Source organism: Bacillus aquiflavi (genome assembly GCF_019915265.1).
GTDB classification, from domain to species: domain Bacteria; phylum Bacillota; class Bacilli; order Bacillales; family Cytobacillaceae; genus Bacillus_BT; species Bacillus_BT aquiflavi.
In genome coordinates this window covers 3,221,102-3,244,668 of sequence record NZ_CP082780.1, presented here as the reverse complement: position 1 = coordinate 3,244,668, position 23,567 = coordinate 3,221,102, and the positions used below count along the sequence as shown (strand labels likewise).

General features: G+C 35.6%; 21 protein-coding genes and 1 pseudogene. 13 read left to right on the top strand and 9 right to left on the bottom strand.

Annotated elements, in window-relative coordinates:
- Positions 1-36 precede the first annotated feature (36 nt).
- From K6959_RS15730 to K6959_RS15720, 3 genes are all read left to right on the top strand, one after another.
- Positions 37-1,578: an FAD-dependent oxidoreductase gene (locus K6959_RS15730; RefSeq protein WP_246234905.1), complete on the top strand. Its 1,542-nt coding sequence runs from the start codon at positions 37-39 to the stop codon at positions 1,576-1,578.
- Positions 1,579-1,921: 343 nt separating this feature from the next.
- Positions 1,922-3,760: a monovalent cation:proton antiporter family protein gene (locus K6959_RS15725; RefSeq protein ID WP_223086985.1), complete on the top strand. Its 1,839-nt coding sequence runs from the start codon at positions 1,922-1,924 to the stop codon at positions 3,758-3,760.
- 144 nt (positions 3,761-3,904) lie between these two features.
- A complete protein-coding gene (locus K6959_RS15720; RefSeq protein WP_223086983.1) occupies positions 3,905-4,825 on the top strand; it encodes a DUF1002 domain-containing protein in 921 nt (306 codons plus the stop codon).
- Positions 4,826-5,145: 320 nt separating this feature from the next.
- Here K6959_RS15720 and K6959_RS15715 read toward each other — a convergent pair whose 3' ends face one another.
- The 4 genes from K6959_RS15715 to K6959_RS15700 form a co-directional block, all read right to left on the bottom strand.
- Positions 5,146-6,162 carry a DUF1646 family protein gene (locus tag K6959_RS15715; protein ID WP_223086982.1) on the bottom strand — a complete coding sequence of 339 codons (1,017 nt, stop codon included), beginning with the start codon at positions 6,160-6,162 and terminating at the stop codon, positions 5,146-5,148.
- 222 nt (positions 6,163-6,384) lie between these two features.
- Positions 6,385-6,756 carry a VOC family protein gene (locus K6959_RS15710; protein WP_163243441.1) on the bottom strand — a complete coding sequence of 124 codons (372 nt, stop codon included), beginning with the start codon at positions 6,754-6,756 and terminating at the stop codon, positions 6,385-6,387.
- Positions 6,756-7,790 carry an S-adenosylmethionine:tRNA ribosyltransferase-isomerase gene (locus K6959_RS15705; protein ID WP_163243442.1) on the bottom strand — a complete coding sequence of 345 codons (1,035 nt, stop codon included), beginning with the start codon at positions 7,788-7,790 and terminating at the stop codon, positions 6,756-6,758. The genes K6959_RS15710 and K6959_RS15705 overlap by 1 nt, the downstream gene beginning before the upstream one ends.
- Positions 7,759-8,517 (bottom strand): SDR family NAD(P)-dependent oxidoreductase, encoded by a 759-nt coding sequence (locus K6959_RS15700; RefSeq protein ID WP_163243443.1) that lies wholly within the window; start codon positions 8,515-8,517, stop codon positions 7,759-7,761. The genes K6959_RS15705 and K6959_RS15700 overlap by 32 nt, the downstream gene beginning before the upstream one ends.
- Before the next feature lie 207 nt (positions 8,518-8,724).
- On the opposite strand from K6959_RS15700, the gene K6959_RS15695 reads away from it, so the two are divergent.
- The 4 genes from K6959_RS15695 to K6959_RS15680 all read left to right on the top strand — a co-directional run bounded on the left by K6959_RS15695 (position 8,725) and on the right by K6959_RS15680 (position 12,631).
- The gene (locus tag K6959_RS15695) at positions 8,725-9,201 is read left to right on the top strand and encodes a DinB family protein (protein ID WP_163243444.1); all 477 of its coding nucleotides are present in this window, start codon (positions 8,725-8,727) and stop codon (positions 9,199-9,201) included.
- Between the two features lie 482 nt (positions 9,202-9,683).
- The gene (locus tag K6959_RS15690; protein ID WP_163243448.1) at positions 9,684-10,757 is read left to right on the top strand and encodes an efflux RND transporter periplasmic adaptor subunit; all 1,074 of its coding nucleotides are present in this window, start codon (positions 9,684-9,686) and stop codon (positions 10,755-10,757) included.
- Complete coding sequence (locus K6959_RS15685) at positions 10,741-11,436, top strand: ABC transporter ATP-binding protein (RefSeq protein WP_223086980.1); 696 nt, start codon at positions 10,741-10,743, stop codon at positions 11,434-11,436. The genes K6959_RS15690 and K6959_RS15685 overlap by 17 nt, the downstream gene beginning before the upstream one ends.
- Entirely contained in the window at positions 11,420-12,631 is a 1,212-nt protein-coding gene (locus tag K6959_RS15680) for an ABC transporter permease (RefSeq protein ID WP_223086979.1), read from the top strand. The genes K6959_RS15685 and K6959_RS15680 overlap by 17 nt, the downstream gene beginning before the upstream one ends.
- A gap of 136 nt (positions 12,632-12,767) precedes the next feature.
- On the opposite strand, the gene K6959_RS15675 is transcribed toward K6959_RS15680, so the two are convergent.
- Both K6959_RS15675 and K6959_RS15670 read right to left on the bottom strand, forming a co-directional pair.
- Complete coding sequence (locus K6959_RS15675; protein ID WP_163243447.1) at positions 12,768-13,847, bottom strand: Delta(10) desaturase DesB; 1,080 nt, start codon at positions 13,845-13,847, stop codon at positions 12,768-12,770.
- 478 nt (positions 13,848-14,325) lie between these two features.
- Entirely contained in the window at positions 14,326-15,561 is a 1,236-nt protein-coding gene (locus tag K6959_RS15670) for an IS110 family RNA-guided transposase (RefSeq protein ID WP_163239088.1), read from the bottom strand.
- 622 nt (positions 15,562-16,183) lie between these two features.
- On the opposite strand from K6959_RS15670, the gene K6959_RS15665 reads away from it, so the two are divergent.
- Positions 16,184-17,056: a PhzF family phenazine biosynthesis protein gene (locus K6959_RS15665; RefSeq protein ID WP_163239090.1), complete on the top strand. Its 873-nt coding sequence runs from the start codon at positions 16,184-16,186 to the stop codon at positions 17,054-17,056.
- Positions 17,057-17,070: 14 nt separating this feature from the next.
- Here the strand turns inward: K6959_RS15665 and K6959_RS15660 are convergent, their stop codons facing one another.
- The 3 genes from K6959_RS15660 to K6959_RS15650 form a co-directional block, all read right to left on the bottom strand.
- Entirely contained in the window at positions 17,071-17,385 is a 315-nt protein-coding gene (locus K6959_RS15660) for a DMT family transporter (RefSeq protein WP_163239092.1), read from the bottom strand.
- Positions 17,385-17,714 (bottom strand): DMT family transporter, encoded by a 330-nt coding sequence (locus tag K6959_RS15655; RefSeq protein WP_163239094.1) that lies wholly within the window; start codon positions 17,712-17,714, stop codon positions 17,385-17,387. Before K6959_RS15655 ends, K6959_RS15660 begins: the two co-directional genes overlap by 1 nt.
- 65 nt (positions 17,715-17,779) lie before the next feature.
- Positions 17,780-18,367 carry a TetR family transcriptional regulator gene (locus tag K6959_RS15650; RefSeq protein ID WP_163239096.1) on the bottom strand — a complete coding sequence of 196 codons (588 nt, stop codon included), beginning with the start codon at positions 18,365-18,367 and terminating at the stop codon, positions 17,780-17,782.
- A 196-nt stretch (positions 18,368-18,563) separates the two neighbouring features.
- Between K6959_RS15650 and K6959_RS15645 the strand changes: the two genes are divergently transcribed.
- The 5 genes and pseudogenes from K6959_RS15645 (at position 18,564) to K6959_RS15625 (ending at position 23,567) form a co-directional block, all read left to right on the top strand.
- Positions 18,564-19,907: an ATP-binding protein gene (locus K6959_RS15645; protein ID WP_262421809.1), complete on the top strand. Its 1,344-nt coding sequence runs from the start codon at positions 18,564-18,566 to the stop codon at positions 19,905-19,907.
- 17 nt (positions 19,908-19,924) lie between these two features.
- The gene (gene ybaK, locus K6959_RS15640) at positions 19,925-20,401 is read left to right on the top strand and encodes a Cys-tRNA(Pro) deacylase (RefSeq protein ID WP_163239099.1); all 477 of its coding nucleotides are present in this window, start codon (positions 19,925-19,927) and stop codon (positions 20,399-20,401) included.
- A gap of 327 nt (positions 20,402-20,728) precedes the next feature.
- Positions 20,729-21,844 carry an ABC transporter ATP-binding protein gene (locus K6959_RS15635; protein WP_223086978.1) on the top strand — a complete coding sequence of 372 codons (1,116 nt, stop codon included), beginning with the start codon at positions 20,729-20,731 and terminating at the stop codon, positions 21,842-21,844.
- Positions 21,841-22,758: pseudogene (locus K6959_RS15630) on the top strand (carbohydrate ABC transporter permease). The gene K6959_RS15635 and the pseudogene K6959_RS15630 overlap by 4 nt, the downstream one beginning before the upstream one ends.
- Positions 22,755-23,567 carry a carbohydrate ABC transporter permease gene (locus K6959_RS15625; RefSeq protein ID WP_223086976.1) on the top strand — a complete coding sequence of 271 codons (813 nt, stop codon included), beginning with the start codon at positions 22,755-22,757 and terminating at the stop codon, positions 23,565-23,567. The pseudogene K6959_RS15630 and the gene K6959_RS15625 overlap by 4 nt, the downstream one beginning before the upstream one ends.

Sequence of the window (23,567 nt, the reverse complement as noted above, 5' to 3'; positions counted from 1 at the left end):
AATTAAATGTAGAAAAAATTTTTGGAGGGTGAATTCATGTATAGTGAGCAATTTAAAAGTGGAAGGATGACCCAGTTCCCTCAATCATATTGGACGGATTCCGTAAATTTCAAAAAGTTTCCTGCATTATCAGAAAATCTTGAAGTCGATGTAGCTGTAGTTGGCGGTGGAATAACAGGAATTACAACAGCTTATTTACTAATTAAAGAAGGATTAAAAGTAGCATTAATAGACGCTGGTTCTATTTTAAATGGGACAACAGGGCACACGACAGCCAAAATTACTGCACAACATGGAATTATTTATGATGAGATTATTAGTCATTTTGGGGAAGAGATAGCAAGGCTATATTTTCAAGCTAATAATGAAGCACTGCAATTTATTAGAAATATTGTAAAAGAGAAAGAAATCGATTGTGACTTTACGGATGAGGATGCGTACATTTATACAAATGATTCTCAGTCGATCAATAAGTTAATAAATGAAAGCAACGCTTATGAGAAAATTGGGATCAATGGGGACTTGATTGAAAGTATTCCGCTTGACATACCAATAAAATCTGCATTGGTTATGAAAAATCAAGCTCAATTTCATCCTCTTAAATATTTAAAAGTGCTCGTTAATGAGATAACTGAAAATGGCGGATTGATTTTTGAAGACACTACTGCAGTAGATGTAGACTATAGTGAAAAGACATTAGTGAAAATGAGGAATGGTCACCATATTGCTTGTGATTATGTAGCCGTTTGCTCACACTATCCGTTTTACGATGGTCTTGGCTTTTATCCAACAAGAATGTACTCGGAGAGATCTTACCTTATGGCGGTAAAAACGAAAAATCCTTTTCCTGGCGGCATGTATATTAGTGCAGAGGATCCGAAACGTTCACTTCGTGATACAGTCATAAATGGTGAAAAAATTTTGTTAGTTGGAGGAGAAAATCATAAAACAGGTCAAGGTATTTCAACCATTCGACATTATGAAGCATTAAGAGATTTTGCTCAACAAACGTTTGGAATTGAAACGATGCTTTATCGTTGGTCCGCTCAAGATTTAACGACCTTAGACAAGATTCCATATGTTGGACGTATTACGAACGAAAAGGAAAACGTATTAGTTGCAACAGGCTATCGAAAATGGGGGATGACGAATAGTACTGCTGCTGCACAAATAATTCGTGACATTATCGTTGGTAAAGAGAATCCTTTTATCGATGTCTATACGCCTTCTCGATTTAAAGCCGATCCAAGTGTGAAAAACTTTATTAAAACCAACATAGATGTTGCAAAGCATTTAATAGAAGGAAAGTTGGAATATCCTTTACGAACAGCCGACGAGCTTAATCATGATGAAGGTTCTGTTGTCAATGTAAATGGAAGAAGAGCTGGAGCGTATAAAGACGAAAAAGGACAGCTTTACATTGTTGACACAACGTGCACCCATTTAGGCTGTGAATTGGAATGGAATAGCGGTGATCGCACATGGGATTGTCCGTGTCATGGGTCTAGATTTTCAATAATAGGTGAAGTGGTAGAAGGGCCTGCTGAACAACCTTTAAAAAGAATAGAAACAAAATAATCATTTGTGAACACTTAAATCCAATTAACCATTTATTCTCTATTTAATAGTGGGAGCAAATAAAGAATAACAATCAGTCAATTATGCTGATTGTTATTTTATTTTATATGTTAAAAAAATTAGATGTATATTTGTTTTACAAAATATTCAGTTCATTTATAATAGGTGTGGTTCAAAACTTCACGAGAAATTGACTTACTTATAGGACAAAGTTAATACTTGGAAAAACCCTCCCTTAGTTAAGTAACGCAGCCCGAGGTGAAAGCAAGTTAACTGTATTTTTTATAAATTAACAATAATTTAATAGTTACCGCATGATCATTAAATAGAATGGGAGTCGATTATGGAACAAACAACTTCTTTAATGTCACTTATGATTGTCGTCGGAATTGCATTTTTGATCCCCATATTGCTTCATCATTTAAAATTACGTGCACTTCCAGTTGTTGTAGCAGAAATTGTTGCTGGGCTTATTATTGGAAAAAGTGGATTTAACATAGTTACAGACGATCCTTGGTTAAATCTGTTATCTTTACTTGGGTTTATTTATTTAATGTTTTTAAGTGGGGTTGAGATTGATTTTAATTCTTTTAGTGGAAAATCAAAACAGCGCAAAGGTGAACCCAATCCTCTTATCATATCGTTAATTATATTTGTAGCAATTTTATTACTATCATTTGTTTTTTTCTTCATTCTTGTGATGTTAGGTTTTGTTTCTGAACCGTATTTAATGACATTAATTATCGCAACGATTTCACTTGGCGTTGTTATGCCGGTTCTTAAAGAAAAAAAGCTAATGAAAACTGGAATTGGTCAAACCATTTTGCTCGTCACAGTTATTTCTGACTTTGTTACAATGATTTTATTAGCTGTTTATTTAAGTGCGCTATCAAAAGACTTTACAAAAATGCTGCTTTTAATCGTTTTCTTTGTTTTAGTTTTCGTAACGTATATATTAGCAAAGCGGTTTTCGAACCGCGGTTTGTTCGCTTTAATTAGTAAAGGAACAGTGCAGTTGGGTACAAGGGCTGTATTTGCCTTGATTTTGCTATTTGTTGTTTTATCAGAAACGCTAGGAGTTGAAAATATTTTAGGAGCATTCCTTGCTGGGGTGATCGTTTCTTTATTAATGCCTGACAGGGACTTTGCACATCAGTTGGATACATTTGGCTATGGATTTTTAATACCGATATTTTTCGTGATGGTCGGTGTTAATCTGGACTTGTGGAAATTATTTGCGGATCCGAAAGTTTTTTTATTAATTCCGTTATTACTCATGATGATCTTTCTTTCAAAAATGGTGCCAAGTTTAATTCTTAAAAAATGGTATCCGTGGCCAAACGTCGTTGGAGCAGGTCTATTAATATCCGCGACCTTGAGTCTTGTCATTGCCGCATCAACCATTGCATTACAAATGAATATTATTAATGAACAAATGCACGGGGCACTTATTTTAGTTGCGATATTATCATGCCTTGTATTTCCAGTTTTATTTAACAAAGTGTATCCTAAAGAAGAGGAACGAAATACGGTTGTATCGATTATAGGGGCTAATCATGTCACGCTCCCAGTTGCACACGACTTATTGAAGTCGGGCTATGAAATCAAGATGTTTGCCTCGATAAAGCCGGACGATACAAATAGGGAACTAAAGCGCGAAAACGGTAAAAATATTCCCGTTATTGATATTGAATTAACTGTTTCATCATTGACCGATAACGGTGCCTTTGAAGCTGATATTATTGTGTTTGGAAGTATGGATGATGAAGCTAATATTCGGCTAGCTAAGCATGCTCAGTTAATTGGGATTCAAAGAATTATTACTAGAGTTGAAACACCAGATCATGAAAATATTCATGTTGAGCAGGAAGGGATGGTGCTATTTTCAACATTGTATGCTTCAAGAACGTTATTAAAGGCGTTAATTGAACATCCAACCGCTGTAGAGTTAATTACACAAGATGACGATTCTATTCATGAAATACGGATGGATAATCCTCATTATCATGATCGCTTATTACGTGAATTACCGCTTCCTATCAATATTCTGATTTTAAGAATTTATCGCGGAGAGTCATTTATTATTCCCCATGGTAACACACAAGTTCAACAAGGAGATCGATTACTTGTTAGTGGTAATGCCGAAGATATTCATTCTTTAAAAGAGAAGTTTGAGTATTAATCAATTTTTTAAAAATATAGTTTGAAAATGATAGTAGCACTAAAAAAGCTAATTTGCTAGGGTCATTTTTTGTTTGCACAAGTTTATTTAAACGGTAATAATGAATTTAGCCTTAAAAATAAAAAAGGAGAAGGAGTTACTATGATGCTAAAAAGATTAAGCAAAATTGCACTTGTTTTTATCCTGAGCTTATGCCTAGGGATGAATAGTGTAGCAAAAGCTGCTAATGATGACTCAGAAGAGGCTATAAATGAGAAATTTGGTCTTCCAATTGTTGTATATGGGGAAACATTAACTGCTGAACAGAAAGAGGAAGTTAAAAAGTTATTAAATGTAAAGGATAGCAGTATGGTAGAAGAAATTACGGTGACTGCTAAGGACCTCGTTCGTCTCATTGATGGAGATCCGCGTTCACGTATGTTTTCTTCTGCAAAAATAACCCGGAAAGAAAAGGGTGAGGGATTAGTCATTACACACGTAACACCTGGGAATATTACAGAGGTTACGGATGAAATGTATGCTAACGCCCTGTTGACTGCCGGAATAGAAGATGCAAATGTAGAAGTGGCTTCACCTGTTAAAGTGACCGGGCATTCAGCTCTTGTTGGAATATATAAAGCCTATGAAGTCGGCGGTGAGGAACTCGATAAGGATCGCATGGAAGTAGCAAATGAAGAGCTGGGCCTTGCGACAAAACTAGCTGAAAGAGAAGGCATGGATGATGAAAAAGTTAGTGAACTTTTGACGGAAATTAAAAAAGCGATTGCCGAACAAAACCCTGCTACAAAAGAAGATGTAGAAAAAATAGTAGAAGAACAATTAAAAACCTTAAAAATTGAATTGAGTCCAGAAGACCGTCAACTACTTATCGACTTATTTGAAAAAATGCGTTCTTTAAATATTGATTTTGACAAAGTAAAAAAGCAGCTTAACGATATTACGAAAGACATTAGGGATAAAATGAAAGAAGTTGTAGGAGACGAAGGTTTTTGGCAAAGTGTCGGTGATTTCTTTAAAAAGATATTCCAGGCAATTGGAGACTTTTTTAAAGGGTTATTTGATTAATTAATTATATAAACAGTAAGTATGAACAGAAAGGGGCTGGGACATAACTAAAACAATCAACTCTAAAAACGAACGATATGCTCATCCAGCGGAGAAAATATACGTAGACTCCTGCGGGAAAAACAACAGCTGAAAATCCCGCAGGAAGCGGTTTTTGCTTCCGAGGAAGTTGAGGCGTTGCCCGCGGAAAGCGAAGTATATTTCCGGAGCGGGATATAAGCACTAACTATCTCATTGTTCGGATTTATCTTTGATTAAAATGGTTTTGTCCCGACCTCTTTCCGTTTACCCAACATCAGGTATTTTCTTATGCTCATTTCTTATCCAATAAGAAGAATAATTAAAAAATATAACAACATTGTAATTAAGCCGATTGGCACACCGAATCGAGCCCATTCTTTACTTGTAATTTGCAGTTTTCCTGCGGCGATAATATTAGGAATATTCCCTGGAATAAGCATACCGCCACTAATAAGAAGACCTAATAAAATAGATTTAATTGTTGGATGATCCATTGCAGGACTAATCTCAGCTGCTGCGAGAGTAGCGTTATCAAGTACTGCAGAAATCATATTAATCCAATATAAGATATATGGACTTAATCCTAACAAGTAACGATTGATTAACGGTTCAAAACCTGCACCTAACAATGTTAACCCCATGACGAAAAGATAGATTTTTAATGCACGTATAATGATTTCCTTATAAGATTCTTTCGTTTGATTATGTGATAATCCAACAGTACTTTTTTGAGGTTTCACTAATACCATCGTTAATATTCCGAAAATGATGACCGCCGGAATTACTTCAGGTCCAATCAGACGCAATAAAAAGAAAAAATCTTCGTTTAGCTTACTTACTGCAAGTGTTGATAATGGTTCACCAATAGGAGTTAAAGAAGCACCCAGTCCTATGTAAAAGCAAGCTAAGATCACTAGTCGAACCTCTGACTTTCGGTCAAGAGGTAGAACACTCACGATAATGACTAATACAAGCGCCGCTATAATAGCAGTAATAACACTTGAAATTAAGCCTAAAATGATAACGACTAGCGCTAAAAACACTCTGTAAGGGATTGCCTCACTCATTTTTATTATTCTTTTTTCTAACGGATCCTGTAACCATTTAAATAATAAACCGGCAACTAATACCGCTAATGAAATATTTATTGGATCTTCAAGTGCTTTTCCAAATAAAGACTTGGTTAACTCTCCACTTACTATCGCAGCTAATAGCCCCATTACAAATAAAAATACTTCTAAGTTATGTTCGACAATTTTAACGGAGAATGGTAAAAATAAAACGAGAATTAAAATAATAAGTAATCCTACTATCATTGACACTATTCCTTTACTTTTTTATTTTTTAATATTATGTAGATCTTGTGCATCGTATTTTCAAAGCGGGGTAAAAATAGGGTGCATTTAATATATTAGAAAAACCTCTACTTTAAGAATATTATATTGTTTAACTTAAGTAAAATAATTATTTACATAGAGGGTTGATATGTTTATGGAAAATGGGGCACTTTCAAGTAGAAAATTAGGGGAAGGGACTAATCAAATATCAGTCCCTATTGATTTTATCTCGATTAACTCTATTATTTCTTTATCAGGCCCTTCATAAAAGACGCAAGTCCAGCCATAGTCAATTTCAACCGGTCCTTCAACGGGATTCAGCCCTGCACCATTTAATGTGGCAATGTGGGCGTTAAGATCTTTCACCTGCCACGAAAAGTGCACAGAATTTGCATAGGAATGTGCTTCATTTGCTTTAATCAATTCAAGCATAACTGGTCCATTTCGTAAAAACACAATCTTTTCTCCATGAAGAATGAGACAATTTATCACAACAAAACCAAACATTTTTTCATAAAACTTTATCGAAATGTTTAAGTCTCGCACTTGAATACCAATATGATGCCAATTCATTAACATTGCTCCAAGATGGGTATGATCAAGTTCATATCCCCAAACTCATGCCATAAATATCCCATGTCAATCGCTTCTCTATAAGCTTGTATGAGAAAGTTTTCATCGATAAAAGCTGATAATAAATCAAGGTGACTTGCTTCAGGTTCGTGAAAACCTGTTAGCAAACCATCTACAACCTTCAAGGAATAACTTTTTTGAATATTGAGCTTTGTAATATTATCTTGTGGTTCTACTTTACCACATCCATCAACAGAAGACTCAAGGGCTCTAACAACAGTTGTTCCTACAGCAATCACACGATTATTGTTTTTCTTTGTTTTATTGACTAAGTCGGCAGTCACGGCTGGAATATGAAAGTGTTCGGGATGCTCATTTGCAACCGGCCAGCGATTTTGTCCATAATAGCTTAAACCAGCGTGCAGTTGTAAATAGGCAATCTGGATTCCATACCGTTTAAGCATGTTCAGCATTTTCCATGATAAAGCTCTTCCAGCAGATGGCATCTCGACTGATCCTGGAACAGATGCGTATACATTTTGGTAAGCATCAAGCGGCCAAGGATGATCTATATATTCATAGCGAATTGGTTCACCATATTGATAAATAATATGATATAATTCTAAGCTTTCCTTTGAAAAAGCAAGCTTTGATAACGGAGAGTTTTTTTTCATTTCTGTAATTCTAGCTGTTAAACCTGCTGGAAACTCAATAACATTTCCAATTGAACATTTCCCCCCAATTATAAGCACTTCCCATTCATCGTCGGATAAGCGCCGAGATAAACGAACCTCGATATTTTTACCATCCAGTCTTCCTTTTAATACACTAGGAATCGTTCTGCTATTGTTTAAAACGAGCAAATCTCCTGGTGAAAGAAAGGAAACGAGCTGAGTGAAAAGGCTATGAAAGGTTCTCTCCCTTTTCCGATCTAAAACGAATAAACGAACGTTTTCTCGTTTTCCACGACGATATTCAACTGGAGAGGATGCATTTAAATAATCAGGAATTTGAAAACGATGTATCGCAGTCATCATAGTTGGCCTCCTTTCTTACCAACTCTTGTGCTTTAAAACGCTGACCATTAATATGAGCAGACTTTTCCGAAGCTAAATATAAAAAAACGTCTACAACATCTATTGGATCTGCAAGCTCATAATCGCAATCTGGAACAGCGATTTGATGCATATCTGTATTCATTTCCCCCGGATCGACCATATTAATACGTACCTTCGTTTCACTTAATTCATCAGCCCATGTCTGTGTTAATCCTTCAACTGCAAATTTCGATATCCCGTAAGATCCCCACTCAGCAAACCCAGTATGACCGGCTTCAGACGTCACATTCACAATAGATCCCGCATTTCTAGCTAGCATTCCAGATAGGACTCTTTTTGTCATTAAAAAAGGATTTAGGACGTTAACTTGTATGACTTCCGCAAAATCATCCGCAGGATAATCAGCAAGTAAAGTAGGGCCAGGTCCAAAAATAGACGCATTATTTATGAGTACATCAACTTTGCCAAAGGATGATTCTGTAAGAGACACGAATCGATCGACATCGTTTGCATTAGATGTATCAGCAACAACTGCAATCACTTCGGCTCCATTATTTTCAAGCTCTTTTTTTACTTTTTCAAGTCTTTCTTTATTTCTTGCACATAGGGCAAGACGGGCCCCTTTTTTTGCAAAAGAAAATGCCAGCTCTTTTCCAAGTCCTCTTGATGCCCCCGTAATCATGACAACTTTATTTTTAATCATGTTAATGACTCCTTTCGATGATGAATAATGGTGTTGCTTTCATTTTAAAAAATGGGGAAGCTTTCGACATCGGTTAATAGAGGGAAGTATTCGTCATAAAATAGGATGAACAATATTTAATACTTATGGATGATTAATAAAAAATCGTATTATTCTGACTATTTTTCTGTTACGATCATACTAAATCCACAGATAGGAGGTTTTAACATGTTACAAAAGCTTATTGAGTTAAGGAATGAAATATTTGCAGTGATTGGGGAATTAACAGATGAACAATTAAATGTGAAGCCAAATTCCGATAAATGGAGTATGGTACAAATTTTACACCATCTTTATACCGCTGAACAATATGGAATAAAACAATTAAAAAAAGGTTTAAAACATGAAACGAACAAGATAGAAAATAAAAACTTGCAATTTTTAAGTGATCGAACAGATAAACGGAAGTCACCAGTTGATCCCCCCACAGATTTTATGACGAAACAGCAAATGACATCTATGTTAGTACAATCACGACAAGAGTTAGAACAAATATTAGCCTCAATTGATTTACAAACGTTAGAAGACAAATCTGTTAACCATCTAGCTTTTGGTCCAATTAGTTTAAAAAATATGGTTGATTTTATTTATTACCACGAACAGCGTCATCTCGAACAAATGAAAGAGCTGATAGCTTTCCTTTAAAAATCTTAGATTGATGGCAAATGCTTGAGTTCCTTGCTCCTTGCCCTTCGTGATCAGCATATAAACTACAAAGTCTATTCAACTTCCGTATCGACTAACATGTGCTTTTTAGTATTTCTTCGGTAATTGTTTCAAAGATTGATTTTGTCTATAACTGGATTGCTTTAAAATGTTTTGTTTTAAAGTAATCTTTTTTGATTTAATAGAAAAAATTTCTTTGTTCTCCACAAGAAGAGGCTTAGATTCATAGGAAGTCATTACAAAGTAAGACAAATACTATAAAATTTGAAACCTTTTGATAAACTTTACGTTATATTTCTATGAGACAACAATTCTAACTTCATAGTTTTTTCAATAGTGAACTACTAGTGTGGTGGGAGGGGAAAAAAGTGAAAAAAGTGTTAATTTGGATTTTGGTTGGAGCAATTATTCTAGCCGGTATTTGGTTCTTTCTATTGAGAAACAAAGTGTGAATAAAAACGATGGGTGATGAGACCCCAGAAAATACTGTAGCGGTTCAAAAAGCAAAGGAAGAGGAACTGAGCGAAACAATTTTAGTCACTGGTGAAATTGTTCCTGAAAGCGAACAAAAAGTATATTTATCTCCAGAAAAAGGTGAGATTATTGAATTTAAGGTGGAAGAAAACCAAGCGGTGAAAGCTGGCGATCCACTCGTGATTTATGATACGTCAAAACAGCAAGCTGAATTAAATAAAGTAGTTCGTGAGAGAGATTTAGTTCAAAAAAGAATAAAAGCTGAGGAAAATCAAATAAAAGAAAAAAATCAAGAAATGGCTCAAGCAAAGAAAAATGGAGATCCAAAGGAAGTTATTGACCAATTAGTTAAAGAGAAATCAGAATTAGATATTCAATACGAGACAACTAAAGCTGAAATTCAAGGATTTCAAGAGCAAATAAATGAAATTGAGAATCAAAAAAAAGAAATGGTTGAAAAAAGTAAAATGGACGGAATCGTTGTAAAGGTGAATAAAAATGTTGCAAAAACAGAGTCAGGCTCTACCGAACCTGTCGTTCATATTATTTCAAATGAACCATACAAAGTAGTCGGAACAATGAGTGAGTTTGATGCTGTAAAAATAAAGCCTGAACAACATGTGATTATTCGCCCTAAAGTATATAAAGACCGAGAGTGGAAAGGCGTTGTTGAATCAGTATCGCAATTTCCTAAAGATGAGGGTGCAGAATCTGGAGTTCCTGGTGAAGGCGGAAATGTAACGATGTATCCTTTTAAAGTAGTCATCACTGATGACACGTCAGAGCTGCGACAAGGATTTCATGTTTCCCTTGAAATTCGATTAGACGAAGGAGGAAAAACGTTAGCAGTTCCCCGCTCCGCAGTCGCTGATGAGGATGGAACAAATATAGTTTATGTTTTAAAGGATAAAAAACTTCAAAGACGTGAAGTGGAGACTGGTTCAGAAAGCGATGAATTTGTCCAAATAAAGTCTGGTGTAGAAAAGGGAGAATTAATTGTATTGATGGCGGAAGGGATGTATGACGGAATGGAAGTGAGTTCCTTTGATGAGATTAAATAATATTAAAAAAGTTTATGGAAATGGATCACTTCAAGTTCCTGTTCTGCATGGGATTAATCTAACGATTACAGATGGAGAATTTGTTGCCATAATGGGACCTTCAGGGTCGGGAAAATCTACCTTAATGAATATAATCGGCTTCTTAGATACTCCTACTGAAGGGACTGTCATCCTTAATGAGGAGGAGGTTCGTCTAGTAGGAGAAAGCAGATTAGCAAAATTACGCAATGAGCATATAGGTTTTGTGTTTCAACAGTTTTTTTTACTGCCGAAATTATCCGCCCTAAAAAACGTAGAGGTTCCCCTCCTTTATGCAGGTGTTCCTAAAAAAGAAAGAATGGAACGATCTAAGGAAATGTTAACTAAAGTTGGTTTAGCCAATCGTTTCGATTATTTGCCAAATCAATTGTCAGGTGGACAAAAGCAACGTGTTGCCATTGCGCGCGCGCGAGTTAATAATCCAACGATTATTTTAGCAGATGAGCCAACAGGTGCATTAGATACAAAAACGAGTGCTCAAATTATGGAATTGTTCGTTCAATTAAATCAAGAGGGTAAAACAGTTATTATCATCACACATGAAAAGGAAATTGCCATGTATTCAAATCGAATACTAACATTAAGAGACGGATTAATTATCGAAGATCGGAGGAACGAAAAGCATGAGTCTTTGGGCTAGTTTTAAAATCTCTTTATCCTCCATTTTAAACCATAAAATTCGTTCTTTATTAACAATGTTAGGGATTATTATTGGTGTAGGGGCAGTGATTTTAATTGTTGCGATTGGAGAAGGCGCAAAAGAAACAATGAAAGATGATTTATTTTCCGCAGACAAAAACGTGATCGAAATTATGTATGAAGTAATTCCTCCAGAAGGATCTTCTGAACCAATATTTTTTGGGGAACAACCTGAATTAACACAAACCGATCTTGAGAGGTTGGAAGATGTTCCTGGAGTTAAATATGTGATGGGAACTAATAGCGGATATGGAAGTATGATGCATAATAGTAAAGAAGGGGATCTGGAGATTACTGGTGTAGATGAGCATTATTTATCCGCTAAAAATATTGAGATCGTTGAGGGACGGGGGTTTAATTCAACAGATTCGGGAAGTACAAACCGAATTATCATGATCGATACTAAAGCAAAGGAAAAGTTCTTTAAATCTGAAGATCAAGTAATTGGGGCGATTGTGGAGGTAAATGGGAATCCCTATAGAGTGGTTGGCGTTTATAAATCACCTATTCCCGAGGTGTGGCAGATGAGCGAAAACGGGGAAATGCTAATGCCAAGAACACTTACTTCCATTATGTTTGGTTCACGTGAGATTGAAAATATCGCTGTTATTGCAGAGGATGCAGATCTTATTATTGAGACAGGGGAACAAGTAATACAAACATTAACGGATTTAAAGAAACCGGAGGATGGTCAATATACAACTTATGATATGGATAAATTTGAGGAAGATTTAGATACCTATTATGGAACAATGACCTTATTTATTGGGAGTATTGCTGGAATCTCTCTTTTAGTAGGCGGCATTGGCGTAATGAATATTATGCTTGTGTCTGTAACAGAAAGGTCAAGAGAAATTGGTCTCCGTAAAGCTTTAGGCGCAACAAGGGGAAAAATATTATTACAGTTTTTAATTGAAGCTGTTACTCTTACCTCTATTGGAGGCTTGTTAGGAATTGGGTTAGCGAAGCTAGGAACATATCTTGTTGGACAATTTACACCCATTGATCCTGTTATTCAAGTTCAAGTTATTATTATTGGTGTTTCGTTCTCGGCATTTATCGGGATCATCTTTGGAATTATTCCAGCAAATAAAGCATCAAAGCTAGATCCGATTGAAGCATTACGTTATGAATAAACTGCTCGTTGTATCCAAACTTAGAAAGGTTTAGAAATACTAAATGTATTAACAATAATTGAAGATAGCTAACGAATCAGTAATCTTATTTTAAAATCCCCCTCTTATCCTTAATTGAGAGGGGGATTTTAATCGTTTAAGCATCTCGATGCAATGTTTTTCCTTTTTTATCTACTTTTCGAAAGTTAATTTTACTTGGCTCTAATCCGTTTCCTAAAGATCCATATACTTTTCCTTGATGGGGATCAATTAATTTATGCTGTTCATAATAGATGCGCGGTGTTTTCCATAATGCGATTAACGCTTTCCAGAGTGGCATTTCATGATAGCGTTCCGGCCACATTCTTTTAATATGTGTTTTTACTAGTGGATAGTATTTAGGATTTATTCCTGGAAACAAATGATGCTCTGCATGGTATGAAAAATTAAAATGAAGCGCATCAACCCATTTAGGCACTGTCACTGTAAGACTGTTTGCAAGCGGATCATTGATAGGCGTAAGCGGGTTTAAACGATGATTTGTTGAAATATAAGCCATCACAATAAAATTTGCGATTAACAGTGGTATTAAAAACGCAAATAACCACTTAATAGGCCCAATTATAAATAATAATCCAATCCATGTAGACCAAGGTAGCACACACTCTAGCCAAACGACGGGTCGTTTTGTCGGTTTAAAATCTTTTAAGTAAACAATGAACATTCTCGCGGAATGTACTGTAAATGTAATCGTTAACGAACAGAAGTTTGCAATCGCACGGATGGTAAATGGAAGTCGGTAAATCGAACGGAGCAAGCGATTTTTAACAAACTGTTTCATGCTTGGCCAAGCATCGGGATCGTGTTCTTCGTGTTGTGTATGAAGATGGTGATTCATATTATGCCACTTTCTCCACAGTCTCGGTCCAGTGCTTAGCGGCCAGAATGCAACGGCTCCAAGTAAATCTCTTAACCAACTTTTTCTGACAACTGTGCCATGCAAGATTTCATGACCTAAAAAACCCATGGAAGCAGAACTGGTTCCGATCAATATTCCGATAGCAAGGTTGATGAAAGGATTCAAATTAAAAACGCTAATGGCTACAATACCAGTTATTGAGATGAGCAAGTGTACAAGTCCGCCAAAAAGACGTGAAGGAACTGGCTTAAAAACATCTTTAGGTAAATGTGGAGCTATGCGGGCAGCATACCATCCAAAAGTTTGAAGACTTTTCATTATTGACTCCTTTCAAATTTTAGATCTTTGTTTGACTCTGGGGTCATTTAAGCCCCTATTTAACTGTAGTTTGAGGGTACTTTTCTCTTATTTCTTAACGCTTATAAGCGTACCACACAATGATTGAAATTGTAACTAGTTTTTTATTACCAGGTATTAAGATTTGGTATTAATGAGAATGACCAGTTAACAATATTTAAATCTCTTTTTATTAATATTTCACGAATGGTTAAGTGGGTATACGATAAAAAATTTCAGCTTCGAAAGGTTATAACATTGTTGTAAAATGAAAGTTCATAAATAAGCCCAGTGGTAATATGTCAAGCACTAAAATTCGGTGGATTGGAAATTAAATTTGGATTTCATTGAAAAGTGCTTAAAAAGAGTATAACAAATAAACCTCACACTATTTTCAGTTTTTTTTACCAATCACTATTAGTGTGAAGCTGGGTGTTTGAAAGGGTCTGAATAAGAAGTTTTAATCTCTCCTTTCAGGTGGTGTGTACAACTGATTGGTGCGTAGTAGCGAAAACACCAATCGTACCAGTTTTCTTGCAGTTAAGACGAGAGCGCGTTTGTGTTTATGTTTTGGAACTTCATCGTACTTTTTTGTGTAAAAAGCTTTATATTCAGAGTCATACTTTCGGATCTTATCGGCAGCTTGAATAAGGTAGTATCGCAAATATTTATTGCCTGTCCTCATTCTTGCCGTTTCTTGGGATTCGAATTCGCCCGATTGGTTTTGGTTCCATACCAAACCAGCATATTTCGCTAAGGCATGATGATCTTTAAATCGCTTTATATCGCCTATTTCGGCTATCAGCCCTGCCGCATAAACGTCTCCAATTCCTTTTACAGACGTTAGAGTTTGCGGTATGCCTTTCATTAACTTGGCAATTTCTTTATCTAGCCGCTTTACTTGTAACTCGATATGTTGAATGGTACTTAGAGTAACTGACATAGAAATATTTACGGGATCCTGCATAGCCTTATTTAACCGATAAGATGATCTAGCCAACTTATGAAGATATTTTGCGATTTCTTCTGGGTTTTCAAATCGGTTCTTCCCTTTATCCTGCAGGAACTCGACGAGTTCTTCGATACTCATTTCAGCGATGGTTTCGGGCTCTAGTTCTTCCATGACAGCCATACTCGTAGCTCCGAATTTATCTGAAAATGGATTATCTTGTCTCAGTCCACTGAACTTTAAAAAGAGCTGGTTAAGAAAATACGTTTTATTTCGGGTAATTTCCCGCATAAAATGAAACCTTGTCCGTGTTAATCGTTGAAGGGCTTCATATTGTATGGCATCTTTCATTTGGGCTGGCAGTCGGCCAAAGCGCAAGTGGTCAGCGATGACCCAGGCATCTATGCGATCGTTTTTCACAAGGGAGTCATACCCTTTTTTAAAACGAGCGACTTTTCTCGCATTTAGTACGTAGATAGAGGCTTGGAACTTAGGTTCATAGCCTTTCATTTGGTCTTGTAGATAATGGGCAAGATGCCAACTGTAAAGATCAGTGGCTTCCATCCCAATCTTCAATTGGTTGGCCTGACTTTTTTCCGCTGCTTCTAGCATTCGTTTGATCAGGGTTGCGGCCCCGTTTTGATCATTAGAAACAGAAAAGTCGGCAAGTGTGGATCCGTCCTGTTTCATGAAATGGACATGATGGGACTTCAAGCTTACGTCTACACCAACAAGCATTTGTGACATACCAATCACCTCCAGTAGGTAAGTTAATCAAGAACGTTCAGACCTGGGTGCCCACGGGAATCATCGATGTCTTCCTCGTCATCAGCACTCAAAGAAAAGAAGTCCATCATGAGCGCTACACTCACTTCTTTTACGGCGGCGCAACCAGTGGTTAGACCTTCAATAATGAACCATGGGTAGCAGGCTTATTAAGCAGTACATCGCGAGATGTCCGCAAGGGGGAAAAGCAATATCCTGATACGATCCTGTCGGGTTCCATTGTCCCATGAGCAGGTCTAAAACGCTATAAAAAAAATGACGGAGTAAAACGCTGGAGCATCCTCCATTCTCCGCCATTTCACGATATTCAGTTAAAAGGTATTTCAAAGAAGCAGTAGGGAACTATCCCCCTGCGAAATAACAACAATACGTAAATCTATTATTGATAGTTTGACTTTACCTCGGCTTCCCCACCAGAGGGGTGAAACAAGGGTAAAACAAAAACATTTATTGATGGGAAAGCCGAGAGGCTAACCTTTAAAAAAACCTATAGGAATCTAGAGTGAATTGTAGAGGATCCGGATCAACTGGAAATTCTTCTAGAAAGAGAGCTCTTACTACTACTATACGAGGGGGAAGAGCAGTGAAAATCGACGTTTATATCGTATCCGCATTTTCGGAAAAACAGCAGGGAGGAAATGAGGCTGGTGTTGTATTACTTGACAATAACTTAACAGACCTCGAAATGCAGGGGATTGCTGCTAAGGTAGGGCTATCAGAAACAGCTTTTGTTTCTAAGTCAAATAAGGCAGATTTTAATGTTCGGTTTTTTACTCCTAGTAATGAAGTTGACTTGTGCGGACATGCTACCGTTGCAGCATTTTATTTATTGTACAAACAAAGTTATCTAAGGATAGGGTCCTACGTCCAAAAAACAAACGCCGGTTTATTAGAAGTAGATGTAAGTGATAATGGACTCATTTATTTGCAACAAGCGGTGCCGAGATTTTTTGGAGAAATAAATAAGAGTGACATCGCTTCAGCATTAAATATCCCACTTCATTATATTGCTGAGAAGTTACCAGTAGAAATTGTTTCAACAGGTTTAAAGGATATCGTTGTCCCAATAAAAGGTTTAACTCAATTATTGCAGATGCAGCCCAACATTAAGGTAATAGAGGAAATGTGTAAAACTTATCAGGTTGTAGGACTTCATACGTTTTCAAGAGAAACTCTAAAGCCACATTCGACAGCACATTGCCGAAATTTTGCCCCGTTGTATGGCATACGGGAGGAGAGTGCTACAGGAACGTCCAATGGGGCTTTAAGTTGTTATTTATTTAGGCATCAATTGCTGCAAAGAAATAGTCATTATGATCTTTCTATTGAGCAAGGTCATTCGATGGGTAAACCATCACAAATCAATGTTTCTTTAAAGGCAGCTAATAATCAAATTGTTGATGTAAAGACAGGAGGATTTGCACATATTCTAGGAAAACAATCAATCGAATTGTAAAAAGTAAAAAGGTATTATGCTGTTGCTTTTAATCCGATTGCACCAATTAAAATGAATATGAGGAACATCCATTGGAGCCAGCTAAGTTTTTCTTTAAACCATATTAATCCGACAAGGCTGATGCCAATCGCACCTACCGCCATCCAAAAGGCGTAGGCCACACCAGAAGGTAAAATTTGCATAGCTCTTGAAAGGAAGAAGAATGAAAAACCAAATCCAATAACCATAACAGCAATTGGCCACTTACGTTTGAAACCATCAACATATTTCATTGCAATGACACTAATAATTTCTTCAATTCCTGCAAGCGTTAAATAAATCCAGGCCATTAGTTTTCAGCCTCCTTTGTTGTTTCTTTCGTTGTCAATTGTAAACCAATAATTCCAATTAAGAGCAGGAATAAAAATAAAATTTGCTTAATAGAATAAGGTTCTCCAAGAAAAATTCCTGTAATGTAAGTTCCGACTGTTCCGATTCCAACAAAAACAGAATACGCAGCAGCTACAGGAATTGTTTTATATGCTCGAATTAATAGAATAAAACTGACAGCAATCAGGAGGCCGATAATGGTCCAATCGCCGAGCGAGTTTGCATATTTTAAACAAGATGCCCAGACGACTTCTAATGAGCCACCTAGTAGAACAAACAACCAACCCATAATATCACCTTTCAACGGTTAACTGAATGAATATCAGTCATATTTGTGTAAAAAGAAAAATGATGCTATTTTAAAGTACAAATAGCATGCTTTAAAAAAGAAAGCAGTTCTATTTTCATCAACTCAGCAGAAATATCCTTTTCATGAGATAAATATAATCGTTCAGCCGTATTTTCGATTAAGTTAATAATCATTCTAACAGTTTGACGTGTATTAAGATCTTGGCGAACTTCATTTCGCTTCTTTGCGATATTTAGCTCTTGCTCAAACCATTCATAATAAGGTTCGTAAATCGTTTCCCATTCTTCAAAGGCATTTCCAATTGCAAAGCCTGAATAACATAATACAAGTACATCACTTGCATAATCTGTTGCGGAAAACGTTTCTTCAACGATAATATGAAGTAGGGATAAAAAGGAATGTGAACTTGCGCTTTTACGTTTAATTGTAAAAAAAAGATTTTCTAAATGTTCTGTTGCAATTGCTGAAACGACGGCATTTTTAGATGGAAAATATAAATAAAAAGTTCCTTGTGCTACACCTGCTTCTTTTACGATGTCTGAAACAGTTGTTTTTACGAGTCCTTTTTCAGCTATCTTTTTTTTTGCAGCATTTAACAGACGGATATATTTTTCTTGATCTGATTTTGTCAAAATGACTCCCCCTAAAAGTTAGAGATTAAAAAATGACTGACTATCAGTCATTATTATCTCGCATACATACAAAATTGTCAAATATTTAATTTAGAAAATTTAGTAATATGATAAACTATTATTAGAAATGTCTCAACGAGAAACATACATTAAATAAAAAATGATTAATGCCTTTTTATAATGGGAGGACCCTGACTTGCAACTGATTAAAAAAAATAAAAAAATACGTTTCATAGTCATTTTATCGATTATTTTTTTGCTTGCCTTAACAGCGATTAATATATCAGTCTCGTATTTGAAAACAAAGAAGACTGTTGAAGTTACAATTGCAAGCCATAGTGAGGAAATAGCTAATACAATTGCAGCTTCAATCGATATAAATAAATACGAACATTTTATGCATAACCCTGTTGAGAATGAATTGTTCTTTGAGTTGAATGATTATTTAATTGATATTCGTGAAAAGACAGGAGCGCTCCATGTTTATACTCTTGAAATTGATAACCCGAAGGTATCAAAAATTATGATTCCAGGATTTTCCGAGAGTTCCAAAGCAACCTATATCGGTTCTGTTTGTACTGTCCCCGAAAAACAAGTTAGAAAGGCATACTATAGCGGAGAAAGTTATTATACAGAAGTGATTAAAGATCCTCAATTTGGCGATTATATTTCAGCTGGAGCTCCTATTAAAAATAAAGAGAATAAAGTGATTGGCTTTTTAGGTGTTGATATTAGTGCAGCGACTTTAGATGAAATTGGGAAACTAGTGATTAAAAGTAATCTGTCCTTATTTATATTTAACGGAATATTCGTATTTATTTTGTTAGTGTCATTTTTTGTGATTCAAAAATGGTATCAAACAGAGCTAAGTAAAGAAGTGGGAGAAACAGAAAAAACGTATCAAACAGAATTTAAAACGATTATTAATTCTATTCGTTCTATAAGACATGATTTTGTGAATCACATTCAAGTCATGCATGGTCTTTTAAAAATTAAAAGCTATGAAAAAGCGTTTGAATATGTTGATTCATTAAAAAAAGAAGTTGCAATATACGAATCAGTACCACTGAAAGTAAATAATCCTGCTTTAATGGTATTACTCCAAACAAAATGGATCCAAGCGCAAAATAATAAAGTGGAGACCACTTTCAAAACATGTGATGATTCGTTTCAAGATATTAAAACGATTGATCTAATTAAGATTCTTTCTAACTTAATTGATAATGCACTCGATGCAACAATGGAAGTTCCAGAGAATGAGCGAAAACTGTGTGTAAAATGCGATCGAACATCAGATCATTATTTATTGAGAGTAACGAATACAGGTACTCCAATTCCTGTAAAAAGTGCTGATTTGATTTTTCAAAAAGGTTACTCTACAAAACATTTAAAAGAAGGACAAGTTCGGGGTTACGGTTTATATATTGTTAAAGAAGTAGTTGATAAATACAGAGGAACAATTACGTTTCAATCGGAAAAAAACAGGACCACTTTTGAAGTATCGATTCCAATTAAAGAGATAAAAAAGAAAGCACCCTAATGTGAGGAGAGTGAGTAATGGCAAAAGGAAAAACGAATGCAATGCGAATTCTTGAAGCAAAAGGAATTGACTATAAGATGTCATTTTATGATGATCAGGATGGGAAAGTTGATGGAATTTCCGTTGCAAAAAAAATTGGCAGGGAGCCGAAAGAAGTATATAAAACTTTAGTTACAGAAGGAACAAGCCGTCAAATATACGTGTTTGTTATTCCAGTAGAAGCAGAATTAGACTTAAAAAAAGCAGCAAAAGTAATAGGAGAAAAGAAAGTTGAAATGATCCCAGTAAAGGATATTTTGAAATGGACTGGATATATTCGCGGCGGCTGTTCTCCAATTGGAATGAAGAAGTTATATCCAACTTTTATTGATAAAAGTGCTGCATCATTAAAAACTCTTATTGTTAGTGGAGGAAAGATAGGAGTACAAATTGAGCTAACAGTGGGGGATCTAGTAAGTATAACTGAAGGAAAAATGGAGGATATTGCAAAATAGTGGCTCGTTTTACAGTTAATCATTATTAATTTACTTTTAATTTTTTATAGAGTATTGGTTAAATTATATAAATAATCAGTAAATGATATTGACACTACTACAATCGAATCCGTAATATTATCTTTGAGTCGTATATACTAGTGTCATATTAGTCCATATTTATTGCTTTTATTAAGCAAAAATATGGGCTTTTTATTTTTTAAACTGGAATTACATCATTTCCTCGTTATTCGCATAAACATGTTCACTAAAAAATATATTGATATCAAACAGGAGAGGCGTTGCGGAAAAGAACTTGCTTTTTATATTTAGAAAGGTGTGAAGTTAATGAAAAAGGTGGAATTAATCAATGTTTCAAAATCATATGACAAAAAAAATAATGTCATTTCTAATATCCATGTATGCATTGAACCTGGAGAGTTTTTCGTGTTAGTTGGACCGTCGGGCTGTGGGAAAAGTACAATGCTGCGAATGATTGCTGGTTTAGAACCTATTAGTGAGGGAATTGTGAAAATCGGCAATCAAGAAGTAAATATGCTGCCACCTAGTAAACGTGATATTTCAATGGTATTTCAAAATTACGCCTTATATCCACATTTAACAGTGGAAGAAAATATTGTTTTTGGACTTCATGTCAAAAAGATATCAAAGAAGGTAAGAAAAGAGCGCTGTAATCATGTAGCTAAAATGCTTGGATTATCTCGTTTTTTAAAAAGAAAGCCTCGCGAGCTTTCAGGGGGTCAACGTCAGCGGGTTGCGTTGGCAAGGGCGATTGTAAATGAAGCACCAATTTGTTTAATGGACGAGCCGTTATCTAACTTAGATGCAAAATTAAGAGCACATATGCGGTCAGAAATCAAGCAAATTCAAAGACGATTAGGGATCACGATGATTTATGTTACTCATGATCAAGTAGAAGCGATGACAATGGGAGACCGTATTATGATCTTGAATGAAGGGAAAATTCAACAAATTGGCAGCCCTTTAGATATTTATAATAAACCAGCAAATCCTTTCGTTGCAACTTTTATTGGCTCTCCGCCAATGAACTTGGCAGAAGGGATTATTAATCACTCGACTTCTGAAATTGTCTTAAGTGAGTCATGTAAACTTAAAATCCCTGATCATGACAAAATTAACTGTGACAACATTATTCTTGGCATCCGGCCAGAGCATATTAAACATTCAGTAAAAGAAAAAGGGATGTTAGTAGAAGTCACAAATGTGGAGATTTTAGGGAATGAAACTGTTATTTCTTTTATATTTGGAGAGGACGAATGGCTAGCCCAGTGGTATGGTCAATGGCGTATTAAAGTTGGCGATGTTATTCCAATTTCAATTGCCTACGATTCTATTTGTTTATTTAATAGTAATACTGAGGAGGTAATTAAAACACCTATAAACATTGACAACTATGTAATTGATAAAGAGGTGTTACTGTGAAGACAGAGTTAAAAGTTGAGACGTATACAACTAAAGTATGGAAAAAATCTTTACATGTTAGAACTGCTTTTATTTATTTATTACCTTCGATCATATTATTAACGATATTTGTTTTTTATCCGATGTTTCGCACGATTTACTTAAGTTTTTTCTTAACAGATCAGCAAGGAACACCTTCGTTATTTGTCGGGCTTGAAAATTACGCCTATTTGTTTCAGTCTGATAGCTTTCGAAAAAGCTTGAAGGCAACCCTATTATTTGTCCTTTATACCGTTCCAACTGGGGTAGCGATTTCGTTATTTTTAGCATTATTAGCTAATGAGAAACTGAAAGGAATTGCATTTTTTCGTACATTATATTCATCTACAATGGGGATGTCCGTGGCTGCTTCGTCTGTAGTTTGGCTATTTTTATTCCATCCAAGCATCGGGATGTTTAATCGCGTATTGAATTTTTTTTAGTTAAAAGAAATTCAATGGCTGTTAGATCCTTCTTGGGCGTTAGTCTCTGTTTCAATATCAACCATTTGGATGAATACAGGCTTTTGTTTTTTAATTCTATTAGGAGGTTTGCAAAATATTGATGAGAATTTATATGAGAGTGCTAAGATCGATGGGGCTAGTTACTTTTATCGGCTTAGAAGAATAACGATTCCAATGCTTTCGCCAACACTTTTTTTCATCATTACGGTTTCGTTCATAAACGCTTTTCAATCCTTTGGACAAATTGATATTTTAACAAAGGGCGGCCCATCTGAGGCAACAAACTTAATTGTTTATTCAATTTATCGGGAGGCATTCATTAACTATCAATTTGGTACTGCGAGTGCTCAAGCAGTTATACTTTTCCTTTGTATTTTATTTGTTACTATTTTACAGTTTAAATTTGGCGAAAAGAAGGTGCACTATCAATGAGATTGATTCATAAGGCTTTTTTATATGTGTTACTGCTATTCTCAGCCTTCTTACTCACATTTCCGCTCTTATTTACGCTTATGGTTAGCTTTATGTCTGGAGGTGAGATTTTACAAGGGGGATTTTTTCCAAAGTCTTTCTATTTTGAGAATTATGTCAATGCTTTTGAAAGACTACCGCTTATGAAGTATTTAATAAATAGTTTTATTGTTTCTTCTACGGTCATGATTGGTCAACTGATTGTTTGCAGTATGGCAGCTTATGCATTTGTATTTATTCCGTTTAAAGGCCGAAACTTTTTCTTCTTTCTTTTTGTTTCAACAATGATGATTCCGTGGGAAGCAACAATGATTCCTAACTTCCTAACAATTCAAAACCTCGGGCTGATAAATACGTATTCCGGACTAACAATTCCATTTTTCGCATTAGCTTTTGGAACGTTTCTGCTCCGTCAACATTTTAAAACAATTCCAAAGGAGCTTCATGAAGCGGCTGAAATAGCCGGTTTAAATCGCTTTCAATTTTTTATAAAGGTAGTATTGCCAATCTCAAAAACTAGTCTAGTGACCCTTGGGGCATACGGTTTTCTAACAACGTGGAATATGTATTTATGGCCGCTTCTAGTGACGAATAACGATAACGTAAGAACGGTACAAATAGGTTTAAAAAAGCTGCAATCACAAGAAATGGCGACAGATTGGGGGGTGGTCATGGCAGGGGTCATCATTATTGTTATTCCGACATTGTTGCTGTTATTTATCGGTCAAAAACAATTGCAGAAAGGTTTAATGCAAGGAGCCATAAAATAA

What these genes read in the sequence shown, in the direction of transcription:
- K6959_RS15730 (WP_246234905.1), top strand. Translation starts at nt 37, where the DNA reads ATGTATAGTGAGCAATTTAAAAGTGGAAGGATGACCCAGTTCCCTCAA.
- K6959_RS15625 (WP_223086976.1), top strand. Translation starts at nt 22,755, where the DNA reads ATGAGATTGATTCATAAGGCTTTTTTATATGTGTTACTGCTATTCTCA.
- K6959_RS15655 (WP_163239094.1), bottom strand. Translation starts at nt 17,714, where the DNA reads ATGGGTTGGTTGTTTGTTCTACTAGGTGGCTCATTAGAAGTCGTCTGG.
- K6959_RS15710 (WP_163243441.1), bottom strand. Translation starts at nt 6,756, where the DNA reads ATGAATTGGCATCATATTGGTATTCAAGTGCGAGACTTAAACATTTCG.
- ybaK (WP_163239099.1), top strand. Translation starts at nt 19,925, where the DNA reads ATGGCAAAAGGAAAAACGAATGCAATGCGAATTCTTGAAGCAAAAGGA.
- K6959_RS15700 (WP_163243443.1), bottom strand. Translation starts at nt 8,517, where the DNA reads ATGATTAAAAATAAAGTTGTCATGATTACGGGGGCATCAAGAGGACTT.
- K6959_RS15660 (WP_163239092.1), bottom strand. Translation starts at nt 17,385, where the DNA reads ATGGCCTGGATTTATTTAACGCTTGCAGGAATTGAAGAAATTATTAGT.
- K6959_RS15675 (WP_163243447.1), bottom strand. Translation starts at nt 13,847, where the DNA reads ATGAAAAGTCTTCAAACTTTTGGATGGTATGCTGCCCGCATAGCTCCA.
- K6959_RS15720 (WP_223086983.1), top strand. Translation starts at nt 3,905, where the DNA reads ATGCTAAAAAGATTAAGCAAAATTGCACTTGTTTTTATCCTGAGCTTA.
- K6959_RS15695 (WP_163243444.1), top strand. Translation starts at nt 8,725, where the DNA reads ATGTTACAAAAGCTTATTGAGTTAAGGAATGAAATATTTGCAGTGATT.
- K6959_RS15705 (WP_163243442.1), bottom strand. Translation starts at nt 7,790, where the DNA reads ATGACTGCGATACATCGTTTTCAAATTCCTGATTATTTAAATGCATCC.
- K6959_RS15670 (WP_163239088.1), bottom strand. Translation starts at nt 15,561, where the DNA reads ATGTCACAAATGCTTGTTGGTGTAGACGTAAGCTTGAAGTCCCATCAT.
- K6959_RS15690 (WP_163243448.1), top strand. Translation starts at nt 9,684, where the DNA reads ATGGGTGATGAGACCCCAGAAAATACTGTAGCGGTTCAAAAAGCAAAG.
- K6959_RS15715 (WP_223086982.1), bottom strand. Translation starts at nt 6,162, where the DNA reads ATGATAGTAGGATTACTTATTATTTTAATTCTCGTTTTATTTTTACCA.
- K6959_RS15725 (WP_223086985.1), top strand. Translation starts at nt 1,922, where the DNA reads ATGGAACAAACAACTTCTTTAATGTCACTTATGATTGTCGTCGGAATT.
- K6959_RS15635 (WP_223086978.1), top strand. Translation starts at nt 20,729, where the DNA reads ATGAAAAAGGTGGAATTAATCAATGTTTCAAAATCATATGACAAAAAA.
- K6959_RS15680 (WP_223086979.1), top strand. Translation starts at nt 11,420, where the DNA reads ATGAGTCTTTGGGCTAGTTTTAAAATCTCTTTATCCTCCATTTTAAAC.